Here is a 19,791-nt window from a genome sequence, read left to right on the forward strand (position 1 = left end):
TCTACTTCTCCGTGTTCTTTTCCGCAGGTGCGGTGAGCTCCGGGCGGCCGGGCTGCTCGCCGCCGCGCTCCTTGATGTAGGTCTCGGTGGGCACCATGACCTTGCGGCGGAAGACACACACCAGGGTGCCGTCCTGCTTGTAGCCCTTGGTCTCGACGTAGACGATGCCGCGGTCGTTCTTCGACTTCGACGGCCACTTGTCCAGCACGGTCGTCTCGCCGTAGATCGTGTCGCCGTGGAAGGTCGGCGCCACGTGCTTGAGCGACTCGATCTCCAGGTTGGCGATCGCCTTGCCGGAGATGTCCGGCACGCTCATGCCGAGCAGCAGGGAGTAGATGTAGTTCCCGACCACCACGTTCTTGCCGAAGTCCGTCGTCTTCTCGGCGTAGTTGGTGTCCATGTGGAGCGGGTGGTGGTTCATGGTGAGGAGGCAGAACAGGTGGTCGTCGTACTCGGTGACCGTCTTGCCCGGCCAGTGCTTGTACGTCGCCCCGACCTCGAACTCCTCGTAGGTGCGTCCGAACTGCATCGCGCTCAGGGCTCCTTAGTCGACGGGGGTCTCGAACGTGGTGGTGCGCTGCATGCCGGCGGCGCGGCCCTTGCCCGCGATGACCAGGGCCATCTTGCGGCTGGCCTCGTCGATCATCTCGTCGCCGAGCATCGCGGAGCCCTTCTTGCCGCCCGCCTCGGACGTGTAGTAGTCGTACGCGTCCAGGATCAGCTCGGCGTGGTCGTAGTCCTCCTGGGACGGCGAGAAGATCTCGTTGGAGGCCTCGACCTGGCCCGGGTGCAGCACCCACTTGCCGTCGAAGCCGAGCGCGGCGGCGCGCTGGGCGACCTCGCGGTAGCCGTCGACGTTGCGGATCTGCAGGTAGGGGCCGTCGATCGCCTGGAGGTTGTTGGCGCGGGCGGCCATCAGGATCTTCATCAGGATGTAGTGGTAGGCGTCCGCCGGGTAGCCGGGCGGCTGCTCGCCCACGACGAGGGACTTCATGTTGATGGAGGCCATGAAGTCGGCCGGGCCGAAGATGATCGTCTCGATGCGCGGGGAGGCCTGCGCGATCGCGTTGACGTTGTTCAGGCCCTGCGCGTTCTCGATCTGCGCCTCGATGCCGATCTTGCCGACCTCGAAGCCCATGGTCTTCTCGATCTGGGTGAGGAGGAGGTCGAGTGCGACGACCTGCTCGGCGTTCTGGACCTTCGGCAGCATGATGCAGTCGAGGTTCTGGCCCGCGCCCTCGACGACGGTCACGACGTCGCGGTACGTCCACTCGGTCGTCCAGTCGTTGACCCGTACGACCCGCGTCTTGCCCGTCCAGTCGCCCTCGTTGAGGAACTTGACGATGGTGTGCCGCGCCTCCGGCTTGGCGAGCGGCGCGCAGGCGTCCTCCAGGTCCAGGAAGACCTGGTCCGCCGGGAGGCCCTGCGCCTTCTCCAGGAAGCGCGGGTTGCTGCCCGGCACGGCCAGGCAGGAGCGCCGCGGGCGAAGGCGGTTGACGGTCGTCATGCGGGGACCTCCAGAGGGTCGAGCTTGTTCGCTTTCCGGATCTCGTCGACGATGCGGCCGATGATCCCGGTGATGTCGAAGTCCTTCGGGGTGAACACGGCGGCCACACCGGCGGCCCTGAGCTGTTCGGCGTCACCATTCGGGATGATGCCACCGGCGATCACGGGTATATCTGTGGCACCGGCCACACGCAGCCGCTGGAGTACGTCCGGCACCAGCTGGGCGTGCGAGCCGGACAGGATCGACAGGCCCACCGCGTGGACGTCCTCCGCGACGGCCGCGTCCACGATCTGTTCGGGCGTCAGCCGGATGCCCTGGTAGACCACCTCGAAGCCGGCGTCACGCGCGCGTACGGCGATCTGCTCGGCGCCGTTGGAGTGCCCGTCCAGACCCGGCTTGCCGACCAGGAAGCGCAAGCGGGCGACGCCCAGCTCACGGGCCGTGGCGTCCACCTTGGCCCGCACCTCGGCGAGCGCGGAGCCCGGCTCGGCGGCGACGGCCACCGGCGCCGAGGACACCCCGGTGGGCGCCCGGTACTCGCCGAACACCTCGCGCAGGGCCGCCGCCCACTCGCCGGTCGTGACTCCGGCGCGGGCGCACTCCAGCGTGGCCTCCATCAGGTTGTCGGTGCCCTTGGCGGCCTCCTTCAGCCGCTCCAGCGCCTTGCAGGGGCGCGGGTGGTTGAACGGGGGCTGGTAGCGCGAGTCGCGCCAGTTCTGCAGCGAGGCGATGACCCGGGCCTCGACCGCCGGATCGACCGTCATGATCGCGGTGTCCAGGTCGGCCGTGAGCGGGTTCGGCTCGGTGCCCTCGAAGGCGTTGACACCGATGATCTTCTCCTGGCCGGACTCGATCCTGGCCCGGCGCTCGGCGTGCGAGGAGACCAGCTGGGACTTCAAGTAGCCGGACTCCACGGCGGCCATGGCGCCGCCCATCTCCTGGATGCGGTCGATCTCGGCGAGGGCGTCGGCGACCAGCTGGTCCACCTTCGCCTCGATGACCTTCGAGCCCTCGAAGATGTCCTCGTACTCCAGCAGATCGCTCTCGTACGCCAGCACCTGCTGGATGCGCAGCGACCACTGCTGGTCCCAGGGCCGGGGCAGGCCCAGGGCCTCGTTCCAGGCGGGCAGCTGTACGGCACGCGCGCGTGCGTCCTTGGAGAGGGTCACGGCGAGCATCTCCAGCACGATCCGCTGGACGTTGTTCTCCGGCTGGGCCTCCGTCAGGCCGAGCGAGTTGACCTGGACGCCGTAGCGGAACCGGCGCTGCTTGGGGTCCTCGATGCCGTACCGCTCACGGGTGACCTTGTCCCAGATGCGGCCGAACGCCCGCATCTTGCACATCTCCTCGATGAAGCGGACGCCGGCGTTCACGAAGAAGGAGATGCGGGCGACCACGTCACCCATGCGCTCCCGCGGCACCTGGCCGGAGTCGCGGACGGCGTCGAGGACGGCGATCGCGGTGGACATCGCGTACGCGATCTCCTGGACCGGCGTGGCGCCGGCCTCCTGCAGGTGGTAGCTGCAGATGTTGATCGGGTTCCACTTCGGGATGTGGGAGACCGTGTACGCGATCATGTCCGTCGTCAGGCGGAGCGACGGCCCCGGCGGGAAGACATGCGTCCCGCGGGACAGGTACTCCTTGACGATGTCGTTCTGGGTCGTGCCCTGGAGCTTGGTGATGTCCGCGCCCTGCTCCTCGGCGACGACCTGGTAGAGCGCCAGCAGCCACATGGCGGTGGCGTTGATCGTCATCGAGGTGTTCATCTGCTCGAGGGGGATGTCCTGGAACAGCCGGCGCATGTCACCGAGGTGCGCGACGGGCACCCCGACCCGGCCGACCTCGCCGCGGGCGAGGATGTGGTCGGGGTCGTAGCCGGTCTGCGTCGGCAGGTCGAACGCCACCGACAGACCGGTCTGCCCCTTGGCGAGATTGCGCCGGTACAGCTCGTTGGACGCCTCGGCCGTGGAATGGCCGGCGTACGTCCGCATGAGCCAGGGACGGTCCTTCTGACGCTCTGTCATCTATGGCTCTCAGACGTTCCGGAAGCGGTTGATGGCGTCGATGTGCTGGGCGCGCATCTCCTCGTCGCGCACGCCGAGGCCTTCCCCGGGCGCGAGGCAGAGCACGCCGACCTTGCCCTGGTGCAGGTTGCGGTGGACGTCGTAGGCCGCCTGGCCGGTGTCCTCCAGGGAGTAGGTCCTCGACAGCGTCGGGTGGATCTTGCCCTTGGCGATGAGGCGGTTGGCCTCCCAGGCCTCGCGGTAGTTGGCGAAGTGCGAGCCGATGATCCGCTTCAGGGACATCCACAGGTAGCGGTTGTCGTACTCGTGCATGTAGCCCGAAGTCGAGGCGCAGGTGGTGATGGTGCCGCCCTTGCGGGTGACGAAGACGCTCGCGCCGAAGGTCTCGCGGCCGGGGTGCTCGAAGACGATGTCGATGTCCTCGCCGCCGGTGAGCTCGCGGATGCGCTTGCCGAAGCGCTTCCACTCCTTCGGGTCCTGGGTGTGCTCGTCCTTCCAGAACCGGTAGTCCTCGGCGTTGCGGTCGATGATCAGCTCGGCGCCCATCTTCCGGCAGATCTCGGCCTTCTGCTCGCTGGAGACGACACAGATCGGGGTGGCGCCGCCGGCGAGCGCGAACTGGGTGGCGTAACTGCCGAGGCCGCCGCTCGCGCCCCAGATCAGGACGTTGTCGCCCTGCTTCATCTGGGCGCCGTTGCGGGAGACCAGCTGGCGGTAGGCGGTGGAGTTCACCAGGCCAGGGGCCGCGGCCTCCTCCCAGCTCAGGTGGGCCGGCTTCGGCATCAGCTGATTGGACTTGACCAGCGCGATCTCGGCGAGGCCGCCGAAGTTGGTCTCGAAGCCCCAGATGCGCTGCTCGGGGTCGAGCATGGTGTCGTTGTGGCCGTCTGAGGACTCCAGCTCGACGGACAGACAGTGGGCGACGACCTCGTCACCGGGCTTCCAGGCGTTGACGCCCGGGCCGGTGCGCAGGACCACGCCCGCGAGGTCGGAGCCGATGATGTGGTACGGCAGGTCGTGCCTGCGGGTCAGCTCGGAGAGCTTGCCGTAGCGCTCCAGGAAGCCGAACGTCGGCAGCGGCTCGAAGATCGAGGTCCACACCGAGTTGTAGTTGACCGAGGAGGCCATGACGGCCACCAGGGCCTCGCCCGGGCCCAGCTCGGGCACGGGAACGTCGTCCAGGTGGATCGACTTGCGCGGGTCCTTGTCGCGGGTCTGCAGGCCCGCGAACATCTCCGTCTCGTCCTTGTGCACGGTGATCGCGCGGTACGACTCGGGGAGCGGCAGGGCTGCGAAGTCGGCGGACGTGGCGTCCTTCGACTGGATCGCGTCCAGGATGTCCTTCACGGTCACGTTGTTGCCTCCGGCGGTGAGCGCCCTGAGGGAGGGGCGCTGAGGGTTCGTCGGTGCTGCTGCGATGAGTGCTGCTGAGGGTTTTGGGGATTGCCGTCGGTTCGGCTCGGTGGTGCTTCGGCAGCGCTTTGTGGCGCGGGAGGTTGCCTGTGACGCAGGCGTCCGGGCGCGCGGGCCACGTGGGCCCTTGGGGACAGCCGGCGAGCGAACGGTCTCTGCTCGCCGGCCGCCCGGACACCATCAAGGTATGACACCGCGTGTCAGGCGGCAAGGCACTGAGTGCCAGAAATGGGGCTCAGGTGAAATCTTTACGTAACAAATGAGCGATGATCGATCGAACGTGCCCTGAAATCTGCTCGGAAACGGGCCCTGACATGGCAAAACGGCCACCCGGTCGGGTGGCCGTTGTCACAGCGGTGAGCGCGGCCGGGAGCGGCGCGCGAGCGGGCTCAGCGCTCCTTCAGTGCCTCTTCGATGGTCCGCATGACCTCGTCCAGCGGGGCGTCGGTACGGGCGACCGTGACCAGCACCTCGCCGTGCGTGGAGACCGTCGCCGGGGCGGTGGTGGCCGGCCTGGGGGCCGAGCCGCGTCCGGCGCCGATGCCGGTGCCGAACGTCTTCCGGACGATCGCGAAGGCGTGGTCCAGCTGCGCCTCGACATCGCCCTGGCCGCCCGCGCGCAGCCAGCGCCGAAGGACGTGGTTGTGGGCGGTGACGACGGCGGAGGCGGCCACCTCGGCCAGCAACGGGTCGTCGTTGGCGTCGTCGGCGTGTGCGTGCTCGTCGAAGTGGCCCAGGAGATAGCGGGTGAAGAGGCGCTCGTAGCGGGCCACCGAGGCGATCTCGGCCTCCCTGAGGGTCGGCACCTCGCGGGTCAGCTTGTAGCGGGCGACCGAGATCTCCGGGGCGGCCGCGTACATCCTCATGACTTCTTTGATGCCGCGGCACACGGTGTCGAGCGGGTGCTCGTGCGCGGGGGCGGCGTTGAGCACCGCCTCGGCGCGGATCAGCGTGTCGTCGTGGTCCGGGAAGATCGCCTCTTCCTTGGAGCGGAAGTGGCGGAAGAAGGTGCGGCGGGCGACTCCCGCGGCGGCCGCGATCTCGTCGACGGTGGTCGCCTCGTACCCCTTGGTCGCGAACAGCTCCATGGCTGCGGCCGCCAGTTCTCGGCGCATCTTGAGCCGCTGGGCGGCGGCGCGACTGCCTGCGGCACTTTCCGGCGCGTCGGGCGTAGCTGGTGTACGTGAGGACTTGGCGGGCTGGGACATGACCCGAACGTACTGCATGTGCGCAGTTCGGTGCGCGGGTGAGGGGCTTCTCCCGTCCGGGGCGCTTCCCCCGCCCCAGGAGGGCGGGGGAACATCCGCGGGGTCGAGCAGTCCGCCCCAGTCCGTCTCCGCGTGGGACCAGTCGCCGGCGCCGTCAGCGGCGGGCATACTCGCGGAAGCCGCGGCCGGTCTTGCGGCCGAGGCAGCCCGCGGCCACCAGGTGCTCCAGCAGCGGGGCCGGGGCCAGACCGGGCTCGCGGAACTCGCGGTGCAGGACCTTCTCGATGGCCAGCGAGACGTCCAGGCCGACCACGTCCAGCAACTCGAAGGGGCCCATCGGGTAGCCGCCGCCGAGCTTCATCGCCGCGTCGATGTCGTCCAGGGACGCGTAGTGCTCCTGGACCATCTTGACCGCGTTGTTGAGGTATGGGAACAGCAGCGCGTTCACGATGAAGCCGGCCCGGTCGCCGCAGTCCACCGCGTGCTTCTTGATCTTCGCGCAGACCTCGCGGACGGTCGTGTGGACGTCGTCGGCCGTCAGCACGGTCCGCACGACCTCGACCAGCTTCATCGCCGGCGCCGGGTTGAAGAAGTGCATGCCGATCACGTCCTGCGGGCGCGAGGTGGCGCGGGCGCAGGCCACGACGGGCAGCGAGGAGGTGGTGGTGGCGAGGACCGCGCCGGGCTTGCAGATCTTGTCCAGCGTGGCGAACAGCTGCCGCTTGATCTCCAGGTCCTCGGCGATCGCCTCGACGGCCAGGTCGACCTCGGCGAAGGCGTCGTAGGACCCGGCCGGGGCGATCCGGTCCAGGATCTGCGCGGCGGCCTCGGCGGTCAGCCGGCCCTTGTCGACAGAGCGCGAAAGCGACTTGCCGATCCGGGCCTTGGCGGCCTGGGCCTTCTCCTCGCTGCGGGCGGCCAGCACGACGTCGTAGCCCGCCTTGGCGAAGACCTCGGCGATGCCGGAGGCCATGGTGCCGGAGCCGGCGACGCCGACCGAGCGGACCTCGCGCCCCCGGGCTGCCGCACCGTCCGTCGCCGGGGTCAGCGCGTCCGGCACCACCGTGGCGCTGCCCGGCGCCTCGTAGGTGTAGAAGCCGCGCCCGGACTTGCGGCCGGTCAGGCCGGCCTCGCTGAGCTGCTTCAGGATCGGGGCCGGGGCGTGCAGCCGGTCGCGGGACTCGGCGTACATGGCCTCCAGGACCGTACGCGCGGTGTCGATGCCGATCAGGTCCAGCAGCGCGAGCGGGCCCATCGGCAGGCCGCAGCCGAGCCGCATCGCCGCGTCGATGTCCTCGCGGGAGGCGTACCGCGCCTCGTACATCGCGGCGGCCTGGTTGAGGTAGCCGAAGAGCAGGCCGTCCGCGACGAAACCGGGCCGGTCGCCGACCGCGACCGGCTCCTTGCCCAGCTCGATCGCGAGGTCGGTGACCGCGGCGACGGCGCCCGGCGCGGTCAGCACCGAGGAGACGACCTCGACCAGCTTCATGGCCGGGGCCGGGTTGAAGAAGTGCAGGCCGAGCACGCGCTCGGGGCGGGCCGAGTCGGCGGCGAGGCGGGTGACGGACAGGGCGTTGGTGCCGGTCGCGAGGATCGTCTCCGGGCGGACGACGCCGTCCAGCTCGCGGAAGATCTGGTGCTTGACCTCGTACGACTCCGGGGCCACCTCGATGACGAGGTCGGCGTCGGCCGCCGCCGCGAGGTCGGTGGCGGTGCGGACCCGGGCCAGGGCGTCGGCACGCTCCTGCTCGGTGAGCCGGCCGCGCTCCACGCAGTGGGCGGTGCGGGCCTCCAGGGCGGCGACGCACTTCGCGGCCTGGGCCTCGCTGATGTCGATGCCGATCACCTCGCGGCCCGCCTTGGCGAGGACCTCGGTGATACCGGTGCCCATGGTGCCGAGGCCGACGACGGCGATCGTCTTGAGCGGGGACAGGCTTGAGTCGGAAAGGGGAGTGGCCATCGCGGGACTCCAGAAATGAGGGTGACGACGAGGAGCGCGCCGGGTGCGCCGAGGGGCGCACCGCGGAGCGGAGAGGAGTGCGGGTGTTGCCGGGCTGCTGAGCGCACACGCCCGGGTGCTGCCGGGTGCCAGGGGCGATGCACACGCCCACGAGCGGCAAGCGGCAGGGAATCCGACCGGCCCTGTCCCGGAGCCGGGTCGTACTGCGGTACGTCGTACCGAACCGACCAGAGCTCGCGACGGCCGCGTCACCAAACCGTCGCCAGCGGAAGAGCGAGTGGGTAACTCGCTCGTCTGAGCTTAACCCGTGAGTAACGAGCGCGCCAGAGCTGGGTCCGGCCGGACTTTGTGATGTAGCTCCCTCGGGCCTCGCCACCCGCCTACGCTGGACTTCGTGGACGAAGAGTTGCGATCGCTCACGGAGCGCTTACGGCAGGAGTCGCGAGGCTCGGCGGCGTTCGACCGGCTGCTGGCGACCGAGGACCACGACACACTCGCGGAGGTGCTCACCGCGCCGGGACAGCCGCTGTGGGCCAGGGAGCTGGCCGCCTTCCGGCTCGGCCTCGCCGGCGACCGGCGCGCCTTCGAGTCCCTGGTGCTCCTCCTCAACCACCGCGACCCCCCGCGCTGCGTCTCCGCCGCCCATGCCCTCGCCCGCCTGGGCGACCCCCGCACGGCCCGCGCCGCGGCGGCCCTCGCCACCAACGAACTCCGCGTCGCCTACGCCCTGCACCCGGTACGGCTCCTGACCGACCTGCGCGCCCCGGAGTCCGTGCCCGCCCTGATCACCACCCTGGAACGCCGCCTGCGCCCGCGCGATCCCTACCGTCGCGTCGCCCTCGCCTGCGTGGAGGGCCTCGGCACCCTCGGCGACCCCCGCGCCCGCCGGGTCCTGAACGAGGCCCTGGCCCATCCGGCGCTCGCGGAGGCGGCGGTGCGCGCGCTGGCGCGGATCCCGCAGCAGAAGGAAGAGGCCTGACGGAGGGTCAGTAGTTCAGCGCCTTGACATAGCGCACCTCGGGCACGGGCACCCCGTCCACGTCGAAGGGCTCCTCGGCGCCGTCCGGACGGAAACCGGCGCGCTCGTAGAAACGGCGGGCGGTGGCGTTCTCCTTCAGGACCCACAGCAGGATGCGGGGGTGGGAGGAGCAGCGCTCGACCGACGCCGACAACAACGCCCGCCCGACCCCGCTGCCGAGGTGCGCCGGATCCACGTAGATCGCGTACAACTCCGCTTCCCCGGTGCGCACTTCACCGTCCCGGTACGGTCCGTACGCCGCCCAGCCGAGGACCTTGCCCGCGCGCTCGGCGACGAGGTTCACGACGGAGCCGTCCCCCTGGGTGAACCATGCCCGCCGCCGCTCGGCGTCCGCCGCGACGCTGAGTCCGTCCAGGTACGACTGCGGCATCAGCCCCTGATACGCGTGCTGCCAGCCGCGGATCCGGATCTCGGAGACGCGGTCGCAGTCGGCGAGGGCCATCTCCCGGACGACCAGGGAGGTCATTCGGCCACCACCGCGAGCGCCTCGATCTCCATCAGGAACTCCGGGGCCACCAGCGCGGCCACCTGGACCGCGGAGGACGCCGGGAGCCGGTCGTCGGGTATGTGGGCGGCGCGGGCCGCGCGGACGGCCGGGAGGTGGGCCGTGTCCGTGACGAAGTAGGTCAGCTTCACCACGTGTTCGAAGCCGGCGCCCGCCGCCGCCAGACAGCGCCTGAGGTTCTCGAAGACCTGGCGGGCCTGGGCCGCGGGGTCGCCCTCGCCGACCAGCTTGCCGTTCTCGTCCAGGGCGAGCTGGCCGGAGACGGCCACGAGGCGGCCGGTCGCCGAGACGACGTGGCTGTACTGGGTCGCGGGGGCCACGCCGTCGGGGGCGGGGATGCGGGTCGGTTCGGTCATGGCTCCATGATGGAGCACGCCACTGACAACCCCGACGGGGTCGCGGAGTCGTCCTGCCGCCGGCCCCCGTCGCTGTCGCCTGCCGCCGGACCCGTCCTATCGACGGAAGCCCAGCAGGCCGTGCAGCGCCGAGCCGCGCGACGACGTCGACGCCGCCTTCGCCGCCAGGGGCTTCGGGTCCGGCGACTTCGCACACACCGCGTCGGCGACACCCGCACCCCGCGGCACCGTGCCGTCCGTCAGATACGCGGCCAGGTACCGGTCCAGGCAGGCGTTGCCGCTCAGCGTGACGCCGTGGTTGCCGCCGCCCTCCTCGACCACCAGGCTGGAGCGGGCGAGCAGCCGGTGGGCCCGGACGCCGCCCGCGTACGGCGTGGCCGCGTCGTCCGTCGCCTGGAAGAGCAGCGCCGGCGGCAGCTTGGCGTTGGCGATGTTCACGGGCCTGCGCTTCGCGGTCGGCCAGAACGCGCACGGCGCGTTGTACCAGGCGTTGTTCCAGGCCATGAAGGGCGCCTTGTCGTACACCTCCCAGGTGTCCGCGCGCCACCGGTTCCAGCTGCCCGGCCACGAGCTGTCACGGCACTGCACCGCCGTGTAGACGCTGTAGCCGTTGTCCCCCGAGCCGTCCACCGCACCGAAGTTCTGGTACGCCTCCAGCAGCGGCCCGGTGTTCTTCTCGCGCGCGTACGCCGCGAACGCCTCGGCGAGATAGGGCCAGTAACCGTCGTAGTAACCGCCGGGGATGAAGGTGTCCTCCAGCTCGGAGGCGCCCACCTTGCCGTCGGCCGGCTTCTTCGCCAGGGCCGCCCGCATCGCGTACCACTCGGCCTCGACCGCCGCGGGATCCTTGCCCAGGTGGTAGGTGGAGTCGTACCGCGCGATCCAGGCCATCAGCGCGCGGTGGCGGTCGTTGAAGGCATGGTCCTGGCCGAGGTTGTCCTCGTACCAGACGCCGGCCGGGTCGACGACCGAGTCCAGCACCAGGCGACGGACCCGCGTCGGGTACAGCTTCGCGTAGACCGCGCCGAGATAGGTGCCGTAGGAGTAGCCGAAGTAGCTGATCCTCGGCGCGCCCAGCGCCCGGCGGACGGAGTCCAGGTCGCGTACGGAGCTGACGGTGTCGATGTACGGCAGCACGTCGGCGTACTTGCGGTCGCAGGCGGCGGCGAAGGACTTGGCGCGTGCGAGGTTGGTCCGCTCCAGCGCGGCCGTGGCGGGCAGGGTGTCCGGGCGCACCGTCCTGAAGTGGCCCGGCGCGCAGTCCAGGGCCGGGCTGCTCCTGCCCACCCCGCGCGGGTCGAAGCCGACGACGTCGTACTGCGCGGCCACGCTCCGGGGCAGTGCCGAGGCGACGAACCCGGCCAGCGTCAGTCCGCTGCCGCCGGGCCCGCCGGGGTCGACCAGCAGCGGTCCCTGGGAGGTCTTCGCGGTGTGCGGGACGCGCGAGAGGGCGAGCGTGATCTGCCGGCCGGACGGGTTCGCGTGGTCCAACGGCACCTTCAGGGAGGCGCATTGCAGTGTCGGATAGTCGTCGGAGCCGCACTTCTTCCAGCTGAGGTGTGCCGACGGGGCGGCCCCCGCGGGAACGGCGGTGACCGAGCCCACCAGCACGGCGACGGCTGCGCACAGCACGGCTGCGCGTGTTCTCATGCGTTCTCCCGGGACGGAGGTGTCGGCGGATTGCGAGGGTCACATCTTCCGCCGCATCGTCCCGGAATCGGCGCTCCGAAGAGCGCGTTATAGGCATAGTTGACCCAATTGGGGTGCCTGGAGCCCGCCAACGCCCACGCCCGCGGCCGGACAACGCCCTCACCCCCGGGGCGGGCGCCGCTCTCACATGAGGGTGAGCTGGGTCGGTTCGGCCGCGGCCGGGGGCTCGGCCGGCCGGGCCGGGTGGATCCGGCGGACCAGGCCCGGACGGGTCGGCCCGATGCCGTACTCCTGTGCCAGCTCGTGCACCTGACGGGTGATCCGGCGCTGGTACCACTTGGGTGCGTAGGCGCCCTCCGCGTACAGCCGCTCGTAACGCCGCACCAGGTGCGGATGGTGCTGCCCGAGCCAGGCCATGAACCACTCCCGCGCCCCGGGCCGCAGATGCAGCACCAAGGGTGTGACGGAGGTGGCCCCGGCCGCCGCGATCGCCCGTACCGTGGCGCGCAGTTGGGCCGGATCGTCGCTCAGGAACGGGATGACCGGGGCCATCAGCACCCCGCAGCCGATACCGTGCTCGCCCAGGGCGCGCACGACGTCCAGACGGCGTTCCGGCGCGGGCGTGCCCGGCTCCACCGTGCGCCACAGCTCGGGGTCGAGGAAGCCGACGGAGACCGAGATGCCGATGTCCGTCACCTCGGCCGCCCGGACCAGCAGGTCCAGGTCGCGCAGGATCAGGGTGCCCTTGGTGAGGATCGAGAACGGGTTGGCGTGCTCGGTCAGGGCGGAGATGATGCCCGGCATCAGCCGGTAACGGCCCTCCGCGCGCTGATAGCAGTCGACGTTCGTGCCCATCGCCACGTGATCGCCCTGCCAGCGGCGGGAGGCGAGCTGCCGGCGCAGCACCTCGGGGGCGTTCACCTTGACGACGATCTGGGTGTCGAAGCCGATGCCGGTGTCGAGGTCCAGATAGCTGTGCGTCTTCCTCGCAAAACAGTACACGCACGCGTGCGAGCAGCCGCGGTACGGGTTGACCGTCCACTCGAACGGCATGCGCGAGGCCCCCGGCACCCGGTTGAGCACCGAGCGCGCCCGGACCTCGTGGAAGGTGATCCCTCTGAACTCCGGCGTGTCGAAGGTGCGGGTGGTGACGGCGTCGGCGCCGAACAGCGCGGTTCCGGCCCGGCTGTGTTCGCTCTCGTCCGTGAGGTTCTCCCAGCGCATGACGCCCTCCTCGCTAGCACTGCGCACACAATAGAACATGTGTTCCCATGATCGTGCGACTCCAGGTGAGGACCCCTGTCGCAGGCCCCCGATTTGGGTGGCCGGGCACCGGGGTGGTTGGCTTTCCCCAACCCCGAGAAACCAGGTCCTGGAGGAACGCAATGGCGCAGGTCGAGGCCACTACGGAGCGGGTCGTCGCGGCGGACGCGGAGAAGGTGTTCGACGCCCTCGCCGACTACCGCGGCACGCGGCAGAAGCTGCTGCCCGAGCACTTCAGCGAGTACGAGGTGCGCGAGGGCGGCGACGGCGAGGGCACCCTCGTCCACTGGAAGCTCCAGGCCACCAGCAAGCGGGTGCGCGACTGCCTGCTGGAGGTCAGCGAGCCCACCGACGGCGAGCTGGTCGAGAAGGACCGCAACTCCTCCATGGTCACCACCTGGCGCGTCACCCCCGCCGGTGAGGGGAAGTCCCGGGTCGTCGTCACCACCACCTGGAAGGGTGCCGGCGGCATCGGCGGCTTCTTCGAGAAGACCTTCGCGCCCAAGGGGCTCGGCCGGATCTACGACGCCGTCCTCGCCCGGCTCGCCGCCGAGGTCGAGAAGTAGGCCAAGAACCCGCCGGTGAAGGGGGGTTGCCCTCCGGTTTCCCCCTTCACCGGTTCGAGTGGATGTCCCTCTCCTCCGGAACGATTCCGTAACTCGCCGCAGTTGTTCACAGTTGACGCGTAACGCGGGAAATGTGACAGGTGTGACGAGGGGAGCGGTACGTGAGCGGGACGACTCTGGTGCGGGACGAGCCGCTCACGACGCCCCCGGGGGCGCCCGCGGCCCCACCGGCCGAGAGCGCCGAACTCGGCGCGCCCCGCGTGCGGTTGGTGTTCTTCGGGCTGATGCTCGCCCTGCTCCTCGCGGCGCTCGACCAGATGATCGTCGCGACCGCGCTGCCCAAGATCGTCGGCGAACTGCACGGCCTGGACCGGATGTCCTGGGCGATCACCGCGTACCTGCTCACCTCCACCATCGGCCTGCCGCTCTACGGCAAGCTCGGCGACCTCTTCGGCCGCAAGGGCGTCTTCCAGTTCGCCATCGCCGTCTTCGTCGTCGGCTCCGCGCTCGCCGGCCGGGCGCAGTCCATGGACCAGCTGATCGCCTTCCGCGCGGTCCAGGGCGTCGGCGCGGGCGGGCTCATGATCGGCGTGCAGGCGATCATCGCCGACGTCGTGCCGCCCCGGGAGCGCGGCCGCTACATGGGCCTGATCGGCGCCGCCTTCGGCCTCGCCTCCGTCGCCGGGCCGCTGCTCGGCGGCTACTTCACCGACCATCTCTCGTGGCGCTGGTGCTTCTACGTCAACGTCCCCTTCGGACTGGTCACCCTCGCCGTCGTCACCCTCGTCCTGAAACTCCCGAAGCCGCAGAGCCGGGGCCGCCTCGACGTCCTCGGTGCCCTGCTGCTCGCCGCCGCCTCCACCTGCCTGGTCCTGCTGACCAGTTGGGGCGGCACCGAGTACGCCTGGGGCTCCCGGCAGATCATCGGCCTCGGCGCCGGCGCGTTCGCGGCCGTCGTCCTCTTCCTCGTCGCCGAGCGGTTCGCCGCCGAACCCCTCATCCCGCTGCGGCTGTTCCGCGACTCCGTGTTCAACGTCAGCGGTCTGGTGGGCCTCGTGATCGGCGTCGCCCTGTTCGGCGCCGCCAGCTATCTGCCGACCTTCCTGCAGATGGTCGACGGCGCCAGCGCCACCGAGTCCGGGCTGCTGATGCTGCCGATGATGGCCGGGATCGTCGGCGCCTCCATCATCGGCGGGCAGCTCATCAGCCACACCGGCCGCTACAAGATCTATCCCGTGCTCGGCGGCGCCGTCTCCGCCGTCGGCATGTGGCTGCTGTCCCGGCTCGAAGTGGACACGCCCCGGCTGCACTACAGCATCTGGATGGCCGTCCTGGGCGCCGGCATCGGCATGGTGATGCCCGTCCTCGTCCTCGCCGTGCAGAACTCCGTACGGCCCGCCGACCTCGGCACCGCCACCAGCGCCAACAACTACTTCCGGCAGATCGGCGGCAGCGTCGGCGCCGCCGTCTTCGGTACCCTGTTCGCCAACCGGCTCGCCTCCTCGCTGCGCCAGGAGCTGCCCCCGCGCGCGGGCGCGGCGCTGCCGGACCCCGAGTCCATCACCCCGCAGCTCGTCCACGCGCTGCCCCCGCCCCTGCGCGACGCCTACATCCGCGCCTACGCCGACGCGATGCCCCGGATCTTCCTCTACCTCGTCCCGGTGCTCGCCCTCGGCCTGCTCATCGCCTTCTTCCTCAAGGAGAAACCACTGGTGTCCCACCACACCGCCGAAACAGAGCCCGAGCCCGTGAACCCCTCGGTTCCGCAGGCCCGTCCCCAGCCTCCGGCCGGGGGGACCCCCACCTCGCTTCGGTCGCCCCATGCCGCCGGCATCCCCGTCTGCGGCACCGTCCAGCACCCCGACGGCACCGTGGTACCCCGCGCGGCGCTCACCCTCATCGACGTCTCCGGGCAGCAGATCGGGCGCGGCGCGAGCGGCGAGGACGGACGGTACGCGCTCAGCACGCCCGGCCCGGGGTCGTACGTGCTGATCGCCGCGGCGGGCGGCCACCAGCCGCAGGCCGTCTCCGTCACCGTCGGCGAACGGCCCGTCGAGCTCGACGTCGTCCTCGGTGGCGCCGGACGTCTCGCCGGCAGCGTCCTCACCGCCGACGGCAGCCCCGTGCGCGACGCCACCGTCACCCTCACCAACGTGCACGGCGAGGTCGTCGCCGCCACCCGCAGCGGCCGCGAGGGCGGCTATGTCATCACCGAACTGGTCGCCGGCGAGTACACCCTCGCCGCCAGCGCCCCCGCCTTCCGCCCGGCCGCGCTCCCGGTCAGCGTGCAGGCCGCCCGGGAGACCCGGCAGGACGTCGAACTCGCGGGCGGCGCCGTGCTGCGGGGCACGGTCCGGGCGAGCGGCGGCCGGCCGGTGGAGGACGCGCGCGTGACGCTGCTCGACGCCGCCGGCAACGTGGTCGACACCCTCACGACCGGAGCGGACGGAACGTTCCGGTTCGTCGACCTCTCCTCCGGCGAGTACACCGTCATCGCCGCCGGTTACCCGCCGGTCGCCACCGTGCTCCAGGTCGCGGGCGGCGGCCGTACCGAACGGGACCTGCAGCTGGGCCACGAGGACTGAAGAGGGCGGGAGCGAGGGCACCCGCAGGGGCGCTGAGCTGCGCGCCGGTGCGATCCGGTGAAACCAATTCCAGGATTGCCACACATCGCGACCGGCCGCCGCCGTACCGTAGTGGCGGGCGGCACAGATCGTTTGCGTACAGCCGTGGGGAGAGAGGGCCGGGGCCATGGACCGTGGCAGCGAGCGGGACACACCTCCCGGGCGCGGCGTCGGCGACGCGCCGGCGGGCCGGATTCCGCTGGCCGTGGTCGTTGTCGACCGCGACGGCCTGGTGTCCCACTGGAGCAGCGGCGCACGGCGCCTGTTCGGCGTCGGCAGAGAGGGGGCCGTCGGGCGTGCCGCGGCCGACCTGCTGCCCGTCTCCGGCGCCCTCCCCGAGGAGCTGCACGGCGACGCGATGCCGGACGCCTACGAGGGGTACGACGGGCTCGGCCCCGACCTGGAGGCCTCGCTCGGCGGCCGCACCGCCTACCCCACCGCGGGCCGCGCCCGCGTCGCCCCGGGCGGCCAGGAGCCCGAAGCCGAGCGGCTCGACGTGCTGTGGTGGGCCTACCCGCTGGTCGGCCCCGGCCCGTCCCGGCTGCTCGTGCTCGCCGCCGACGCCACCCGGCTGCGCGACGAACGCGGCTACGACGACGAGACCGCCGAACGCATCTCGCCCGGCTTCGCCCGCCACACCGAGCTGCCCGCCTCGGACGAACTCGAACGCCGGCTGCCCGAGATCCTGCCCAACATGGGCCCGGGCCTGAGCGGCCGTATCGTCTCCCAGATGCTGGAACTGGGCTACCCGGTCCTGGAGTTCAGCCAGTTCGACCGGGTGCCCGTCACCCCGTACTGGGGCGTGCCCCGCCGCCCCGGACGCAAGCGGACCGAGGCCGTCGTACCCCAGCAGCGGACCACGCCGGTCGTCGTGGTCCCGCAGGGCGCCGAGCAGGACCTGGAGTACGCCGCCGTGCGCGAGCGGCTGGAGTTCCTCAACGAGGTCAGCTCCGACATCGGCTCCTCCCTCGACCTCGGCGAGACCATCCGCGAGGTCACCAGCGCGGCCGTGCCCCGGTTCGCGGACTTCGCCGGCACCCATCTGCGGGCGGCCGTCCTCGCCGGCGAGGGCTTCCCGGACGGGCCGCCGGACGCGCAGACGGTGATGTTCCGGGTGTGGGTCGAGCACAACGACGAACCGGGCCGCTGGGACGACACCGTGCCCGTCGGCGAGGCCTTCGCCTTCCCCGAGCACACCCCGTTCTACAAGTGCATGGTCACCGGCGAACCGGTCCTCGTCCCCAGGGTCACCGAGGAGCTGAGCGAGCGCATCGCCGGCGAGTTCGAGAAGCGGGACCTCAGGCCGCTCATCGGCGGGCGCTCCCTGCTGATCGTCCCGCTCAAGGCCCGTAACGTCGTCCTGGGTTTCATGGTGCTGATGCGCCGCCCGGACCGCCCGGCCTTCGACGACATGGACCGCACCACCGGCGCCGAACTCGCCGCCCGCGCGGGCCTCGTGCTCGACAACGCCCGCATGTACACCTACCAGGAGAACGTCGCCGACACCCTGCAGGACAGCATGCTCCCGCAGGTCGATCCGCGGATGGCCGGCTGTGACATCGCCACCCGCTATCTGCCGGGCACCCGGCTCGGCCGGATCGGCGGCGACTGGTTCGACACCATCAAACTGCCCGGCTCGCGCACCGCCCTCGTGGTCGGCGACGTCATGGGCCACGGCCTCAACTCGGCCGCGATGATGGGCCAGTTGCGCACCGCCGTACAGACCATGGCCACCATGGAGACCCCGCCGGCCCAGCTTCTGCGCAACCTCGACGACCTGGCCCGCCGGCTCGGCGACACCTACCTCGCCACCTGTCTGTACGCCGTCTACGACCCGATCCGCGGCGAACTGCACCTCGCCAACGCCGGACACATCCCGCCCGTGCTGGTGCGCGCCGAGGACGGCAGCAGCGAACTCCTCGACCTGCCCACCGGCGCCCCCATAGGCGTCGGCGGCGTTCCCTTCGAGGCGACCCGGGTCAAGGTCTCGCCCGGCGACCGGCTGGTGCTGTGCACCGACGGCCTGGTCGAGGTGCGCGGCTCCGACATCGGCGAGGGCCTGGCCGCGCTCTGCGAGTCCGCCGCACACCCCGCCGCCTCCATGGACGACGCCTGCGACACCATCATCCGGGCCCTGAACACGCGCGGCGGCCGCAAGGACGACGTCGCCCTGCTCATGGCCCGCCTCAACGGCATCCCGGACGACCACGTCGCCGAATGGCAGCTCGACGCCGACCCGCGCGAGGTCGCGCGGGCCCGCCGCCTGGTCCGCGAACGGCTCCTCGCATGGGGTCTGCCCCAGGCCGTGGAGACCGCCGAGCTGCTGGTCAGCGAGGTCGTCACCAACGCCGTACGGCACGCCGTGAGCGAGCCGGTCGGGCTGCGCGTGGTCCGCACCGACGCCCTGCTGTTCGAGGTCACCGACGACGAGCCCGGCCTGCCCGAGATGCTCGGCGCCCAACCCTACGACGAGTCGGGCCGCGGTCTGCGCGTGGTCAGCCGACTGGCCCGGGAGTGGGGCGCCAGCGGCAGCGGGCACCGCAAGACCGTCTGGTTCGAACAGGCCCTCGCCCGAAGGGGATGACGGGAGGGCGTGCGTCCTGACGGCGCGCGCCCCGCAGGTTGTCCGGGGTCCGTACTTCCGGTGAAGGTGACCTCCCGCCCCTTGCCAGCTCCGGGCCTTCGCGATATCCCGATCACGGAACCGAACCGTGGGGAGAGCGCATGAACGTCTCGGACAAGTACCGCAGCAACTGGGAGAGTTACTGGAGGGAGACCTCCGACGAGGCGGGCGACGCGATCTGGGACTGCGATCCCGCCCTGTCCGCCGTACCGCACAGCGCCCTGCTGCTGCCACACGCGGACCCGGAGCGCACCATCGTCGACCTCGGCTGCGGCAACGGCACCCAGACCCGCTACCTCGCCGGCCGGTTCGCGCGCGCGGTCGGCGTCGACCTCTCGCACGCCGCCGTCGAGCACGCCCGCCGCGCCACGCCGGACGACGCCGTGGAGTTCCAGCAGCTCGACCTCACCGACTCCGCTGCCGTACGCGCCCTGCACGAGCGGCTCGGCGACGTCAACGTCTACATGCGGGCCGTCATCCACCAGAGCGAGCCCGCGGCGCGGCCGGCGGTCGCCGCCGCCGTCGCCGCACTCGTCGGCACCGAGGGCCGCGCGTTCGTCGTCGAACTCACCTCCGGGTCCCGGGACGTGCTGAGGCGCGCCGCGACCCAGGAGGGCGGCCCGGGGCCCAAGCTGCAGCGCGTCTTCCACCACGGGCTCAAGCCCGCCGACGCCGACGACACGGAGATCCCGCGGCTGCTCGGCGAGGCCGGTCTGAAGATCCTCGCCGAGGGCGAGACGACCCTGCCGCAGACCGAGTACCTGGCCGACGGCACCCGCATCGACCTGCCGGCCCGCTGGTTCGTGCTGGCCGGCGCGCGGTAAGGCCTTGCTGGCGCGGGGAAAGCGCCTTTGCGGCTTTCCGGGGTGCGTGGGACCGCCGTCCCGCGCACCCCGGTCCGCTGTCCGGAGGCGGACCGTCCGGCGTCCGGAGGCGGACCGTCCGGCGTCCGGAAGCGGTCCGTCCGATGCCCGGAACGTGATGGTCCGAGTCTGGCGAAGCCGTGTTGCGGCGCGTGCACATCCTTCCTCCGGCCTGGCAGGTCGTCCGGTC

Annotated in this window: 15 protein-coding genes; 5 read left to right on the forward strand and 10 right to left on the reverse strand. The window is 71.2% G+C overall.

The window, feature by feature from the left end; translation table 11 throughout:
- Position 1: 1 nt before the first annotated feature.
- The 6 genes from SRB17_RS38535 to SRB17_RS38560 form a co-directional block, all read right to left on the reverse strand.
- Positions 2–529 carry a MaoC family dehydratase gene (locus SRB17_RS38535; protein WP_067303517.1) on the reverse strand — a complete coding sequence of 176 codons (528 nt, stop codon included), beginning with the start codon at positions 527–529 and terminating at the stop codon, positions 2–4.
- A gap of 15 nt (positions 530–544) precedes the next feature.
- Positions 545–1,507 (reverse strand): HpcH/HpaI aldolase/citrate lyase family protein, encoded by a 963-nt coding sequence (locus SRB17_RS38540; RefSeq protein WP_153545841.1) that lies wholly within the window; start codon positions 1,505–1,507, stop codon positions 545–547.
- Positions 1,504–3,531, reverse strand: a complete 2,028-nt coding sequence (locus tag SRB17_RS38545) for a protein meaA (protein ID WP_153545843.1) — start codon at positions 3,529–3,531, stop codon at positions 1,504–1,506. The genes SRB17_RS38540 and SRB17_RS38545 overlap by 4 nt, the downstream gene beginning before the upstream one ends.
- Before the next feature lie 9 nt (positions 3,532–3,540).
- On the reverse strand, positions 3,541–4,878 hold the full coding sequence (ccrA, locus tag SRB17_RS38550; RefSeq protein ID WP_323377296.1) for a crotonyl-CoA carboxylase/reductase: 1,338 nt from the start codon (positions 4,876–4,878) through the stop codon (positions 3,541–3,543).
- A gap of 455 nt (positions 4,879–5,333) precedes the next feature.
- Positions 5,334–6,152 (reverse strand): TetR family transcriptional regulator, encoded by an 819-nt coding sequence (locus SRB17_RS38555; protein ID WP_194294265.1) that lies wholly within the window; start codon positions 6,150–6,152, stop codon positions 5,334–5,336.
- A 154-nt stretch (positions 6,153–6,306) separates the two neighbouring features.
- Positions 6,307–8,112, reverse strand: a complete 1,806-nt coding sequence (locus SRB17_RS38560) for a 3-hydroxyacyl-CoA dehydrogenase family protein (RefSeq protein WP_153545848.1) — start codon at positions 8,110–8,112, stop codon at positions 6,307–6,309.
- Positions 8,113–8,506: 394 nt separating this feature from the next.
- Here SRB17_RS38560 and SRB17_RS38565 point away from each other — a divergent pair, with 394 nt between their 5' ends.
- On the forward strand, positions 8,507–9,091 hold the full coding sequence (locus SRB17_RS38565) for an adenylosuccinate lyase (RefSeq protein WP_323377239.1): 585 nt from the start codon (positions 8,507–8,509) through the stop codon (positions 9,089–9,091).
- Positions 9,092–9,098: 7 nt separating this feature from the next.
- Here the strand turns inward: SRB17_RS38565 and SRB17_RS38570 are convergent, their stop codons facing one another.
- The 4 genes from SRB17_RS38570 to SRB17_RS38585 all read right to left on the reverse strand — a co-directional run bounded on the left by SRB17_RS38570 (position 9,099) and on the right by SRB17_RS38585 (position 12,886).
- Entirely contained in the window at positions 9,099–9,617 is a 519-nt protein-coding gene (locus SRB17_RS38570) for a GNAT family N-acetyltransferase (protein ID WP_153545852.1), read from the reverse strand.
- The gene (locus tag SRB17_RS38575) at positions 9,614–10,012 is read right to left on the reverse strand and encodes a RidA family protein (protein ID WP_153545854.1); all 399 of its coding nucleotides are present in this window, start codon (positions 10,010–10,012) and stop codon (positions 9,614–9,616) included. Before SRB17_RS38575 ends, SRB17_RS38570 begins: the two co-directional genes overlap by 4 nt.
- A gap of 96 nt (positions 10,013–10,108) precedes the next feature.
- On the reverse strand, positions 10,109–11,662 hold the full coding sequence (locus SRB17_RS38580; protein ID WP_153545856.1) for an alpha/beta hydrolase: 1,554 nt from the start codon (positions 11,660–11,662) through the stop codon (positions 10,109–10,111).
- Positions 11,663–11,845: 183 nt separating this feature from the next.
- Positions 11,846–12,886, reverse strand: coding sequence for an Rv2578c family radical SAM protein (locus tag SRB17_RS38585; protein WP_153545858.1), 1,041 nt, complete (start codon positions 12,884–12,886; stop codon positions 11,846–11,848).
- Positions 12,887–13,047: 161 nt separating this feature from the next.
- Between SRB17_RS38585 and SRB17_RS38590 the strand changes: the two genes are divergently transcribed.
- From SRB17_RS38590 to SRB17_RS38605, 4 genes are all read left to right on the forward strand, one after another.
- On the forward strand, positions 13,048–13,491 hold the full coding sequence (locus tag SRB17_RS38590) for an SRPBCC family protein (RefSeq protein WP_153545860.1): 444 nt from the start codon (positions 13,048–13,050) through the stop codon (positions 13,489–13,491).
- 161 nt (positions 13,492–13,652) lie between these two features.
- Positions 13,653–16,076 (forward strand): MFS transporter, encoded by a 2,424-nt coding sequence (locus SRB17_RS38595; protein WP_323377243.1) that lies wholly within the window; start codon positions 13,653–13,655, stop codon positions 16,074–16,076.
- 166 nt (positions 16,077–16,242) lie between these two features.
- Positions 16,243–18,699 (forward strand): ATP-binding SpoIIE family protein phosphatase, encoded by a 2,457-nt coding sequence (locus SRB17_RS38600; RefSeq protein ID WP_153545862.1) that lies wholly within the window; start codon positions 16,243–16,245, stop codon positions 18,697–18,699.
- A gap of 140 nt (positions 18,700–18,839) precedes the next feature.
- Positions 18,840–19,562: a class I SAM-dependent methyltransferase gene (locus tag SRB17_RS38605; RefSeq protein WP_153545864.1), complete on the forward strand. Its 723-nt coding sequence runs from the start codon at positions 18,840–18,842 to the stop codon at positions 19,560–19,562.
- The last annotated feature ends 229 nt before the right edge of the window (positions 19,563–19,791 follow it).

The organism is Streptomyces sp. RB17 (assembly GCF_009604455.1).
Taxonomy (GTDB): domain Bacteria; phylum Actinomycetota; class Actinomycetes; order Streptomycetales; family Streptomycetaceae; genus Streptomyces.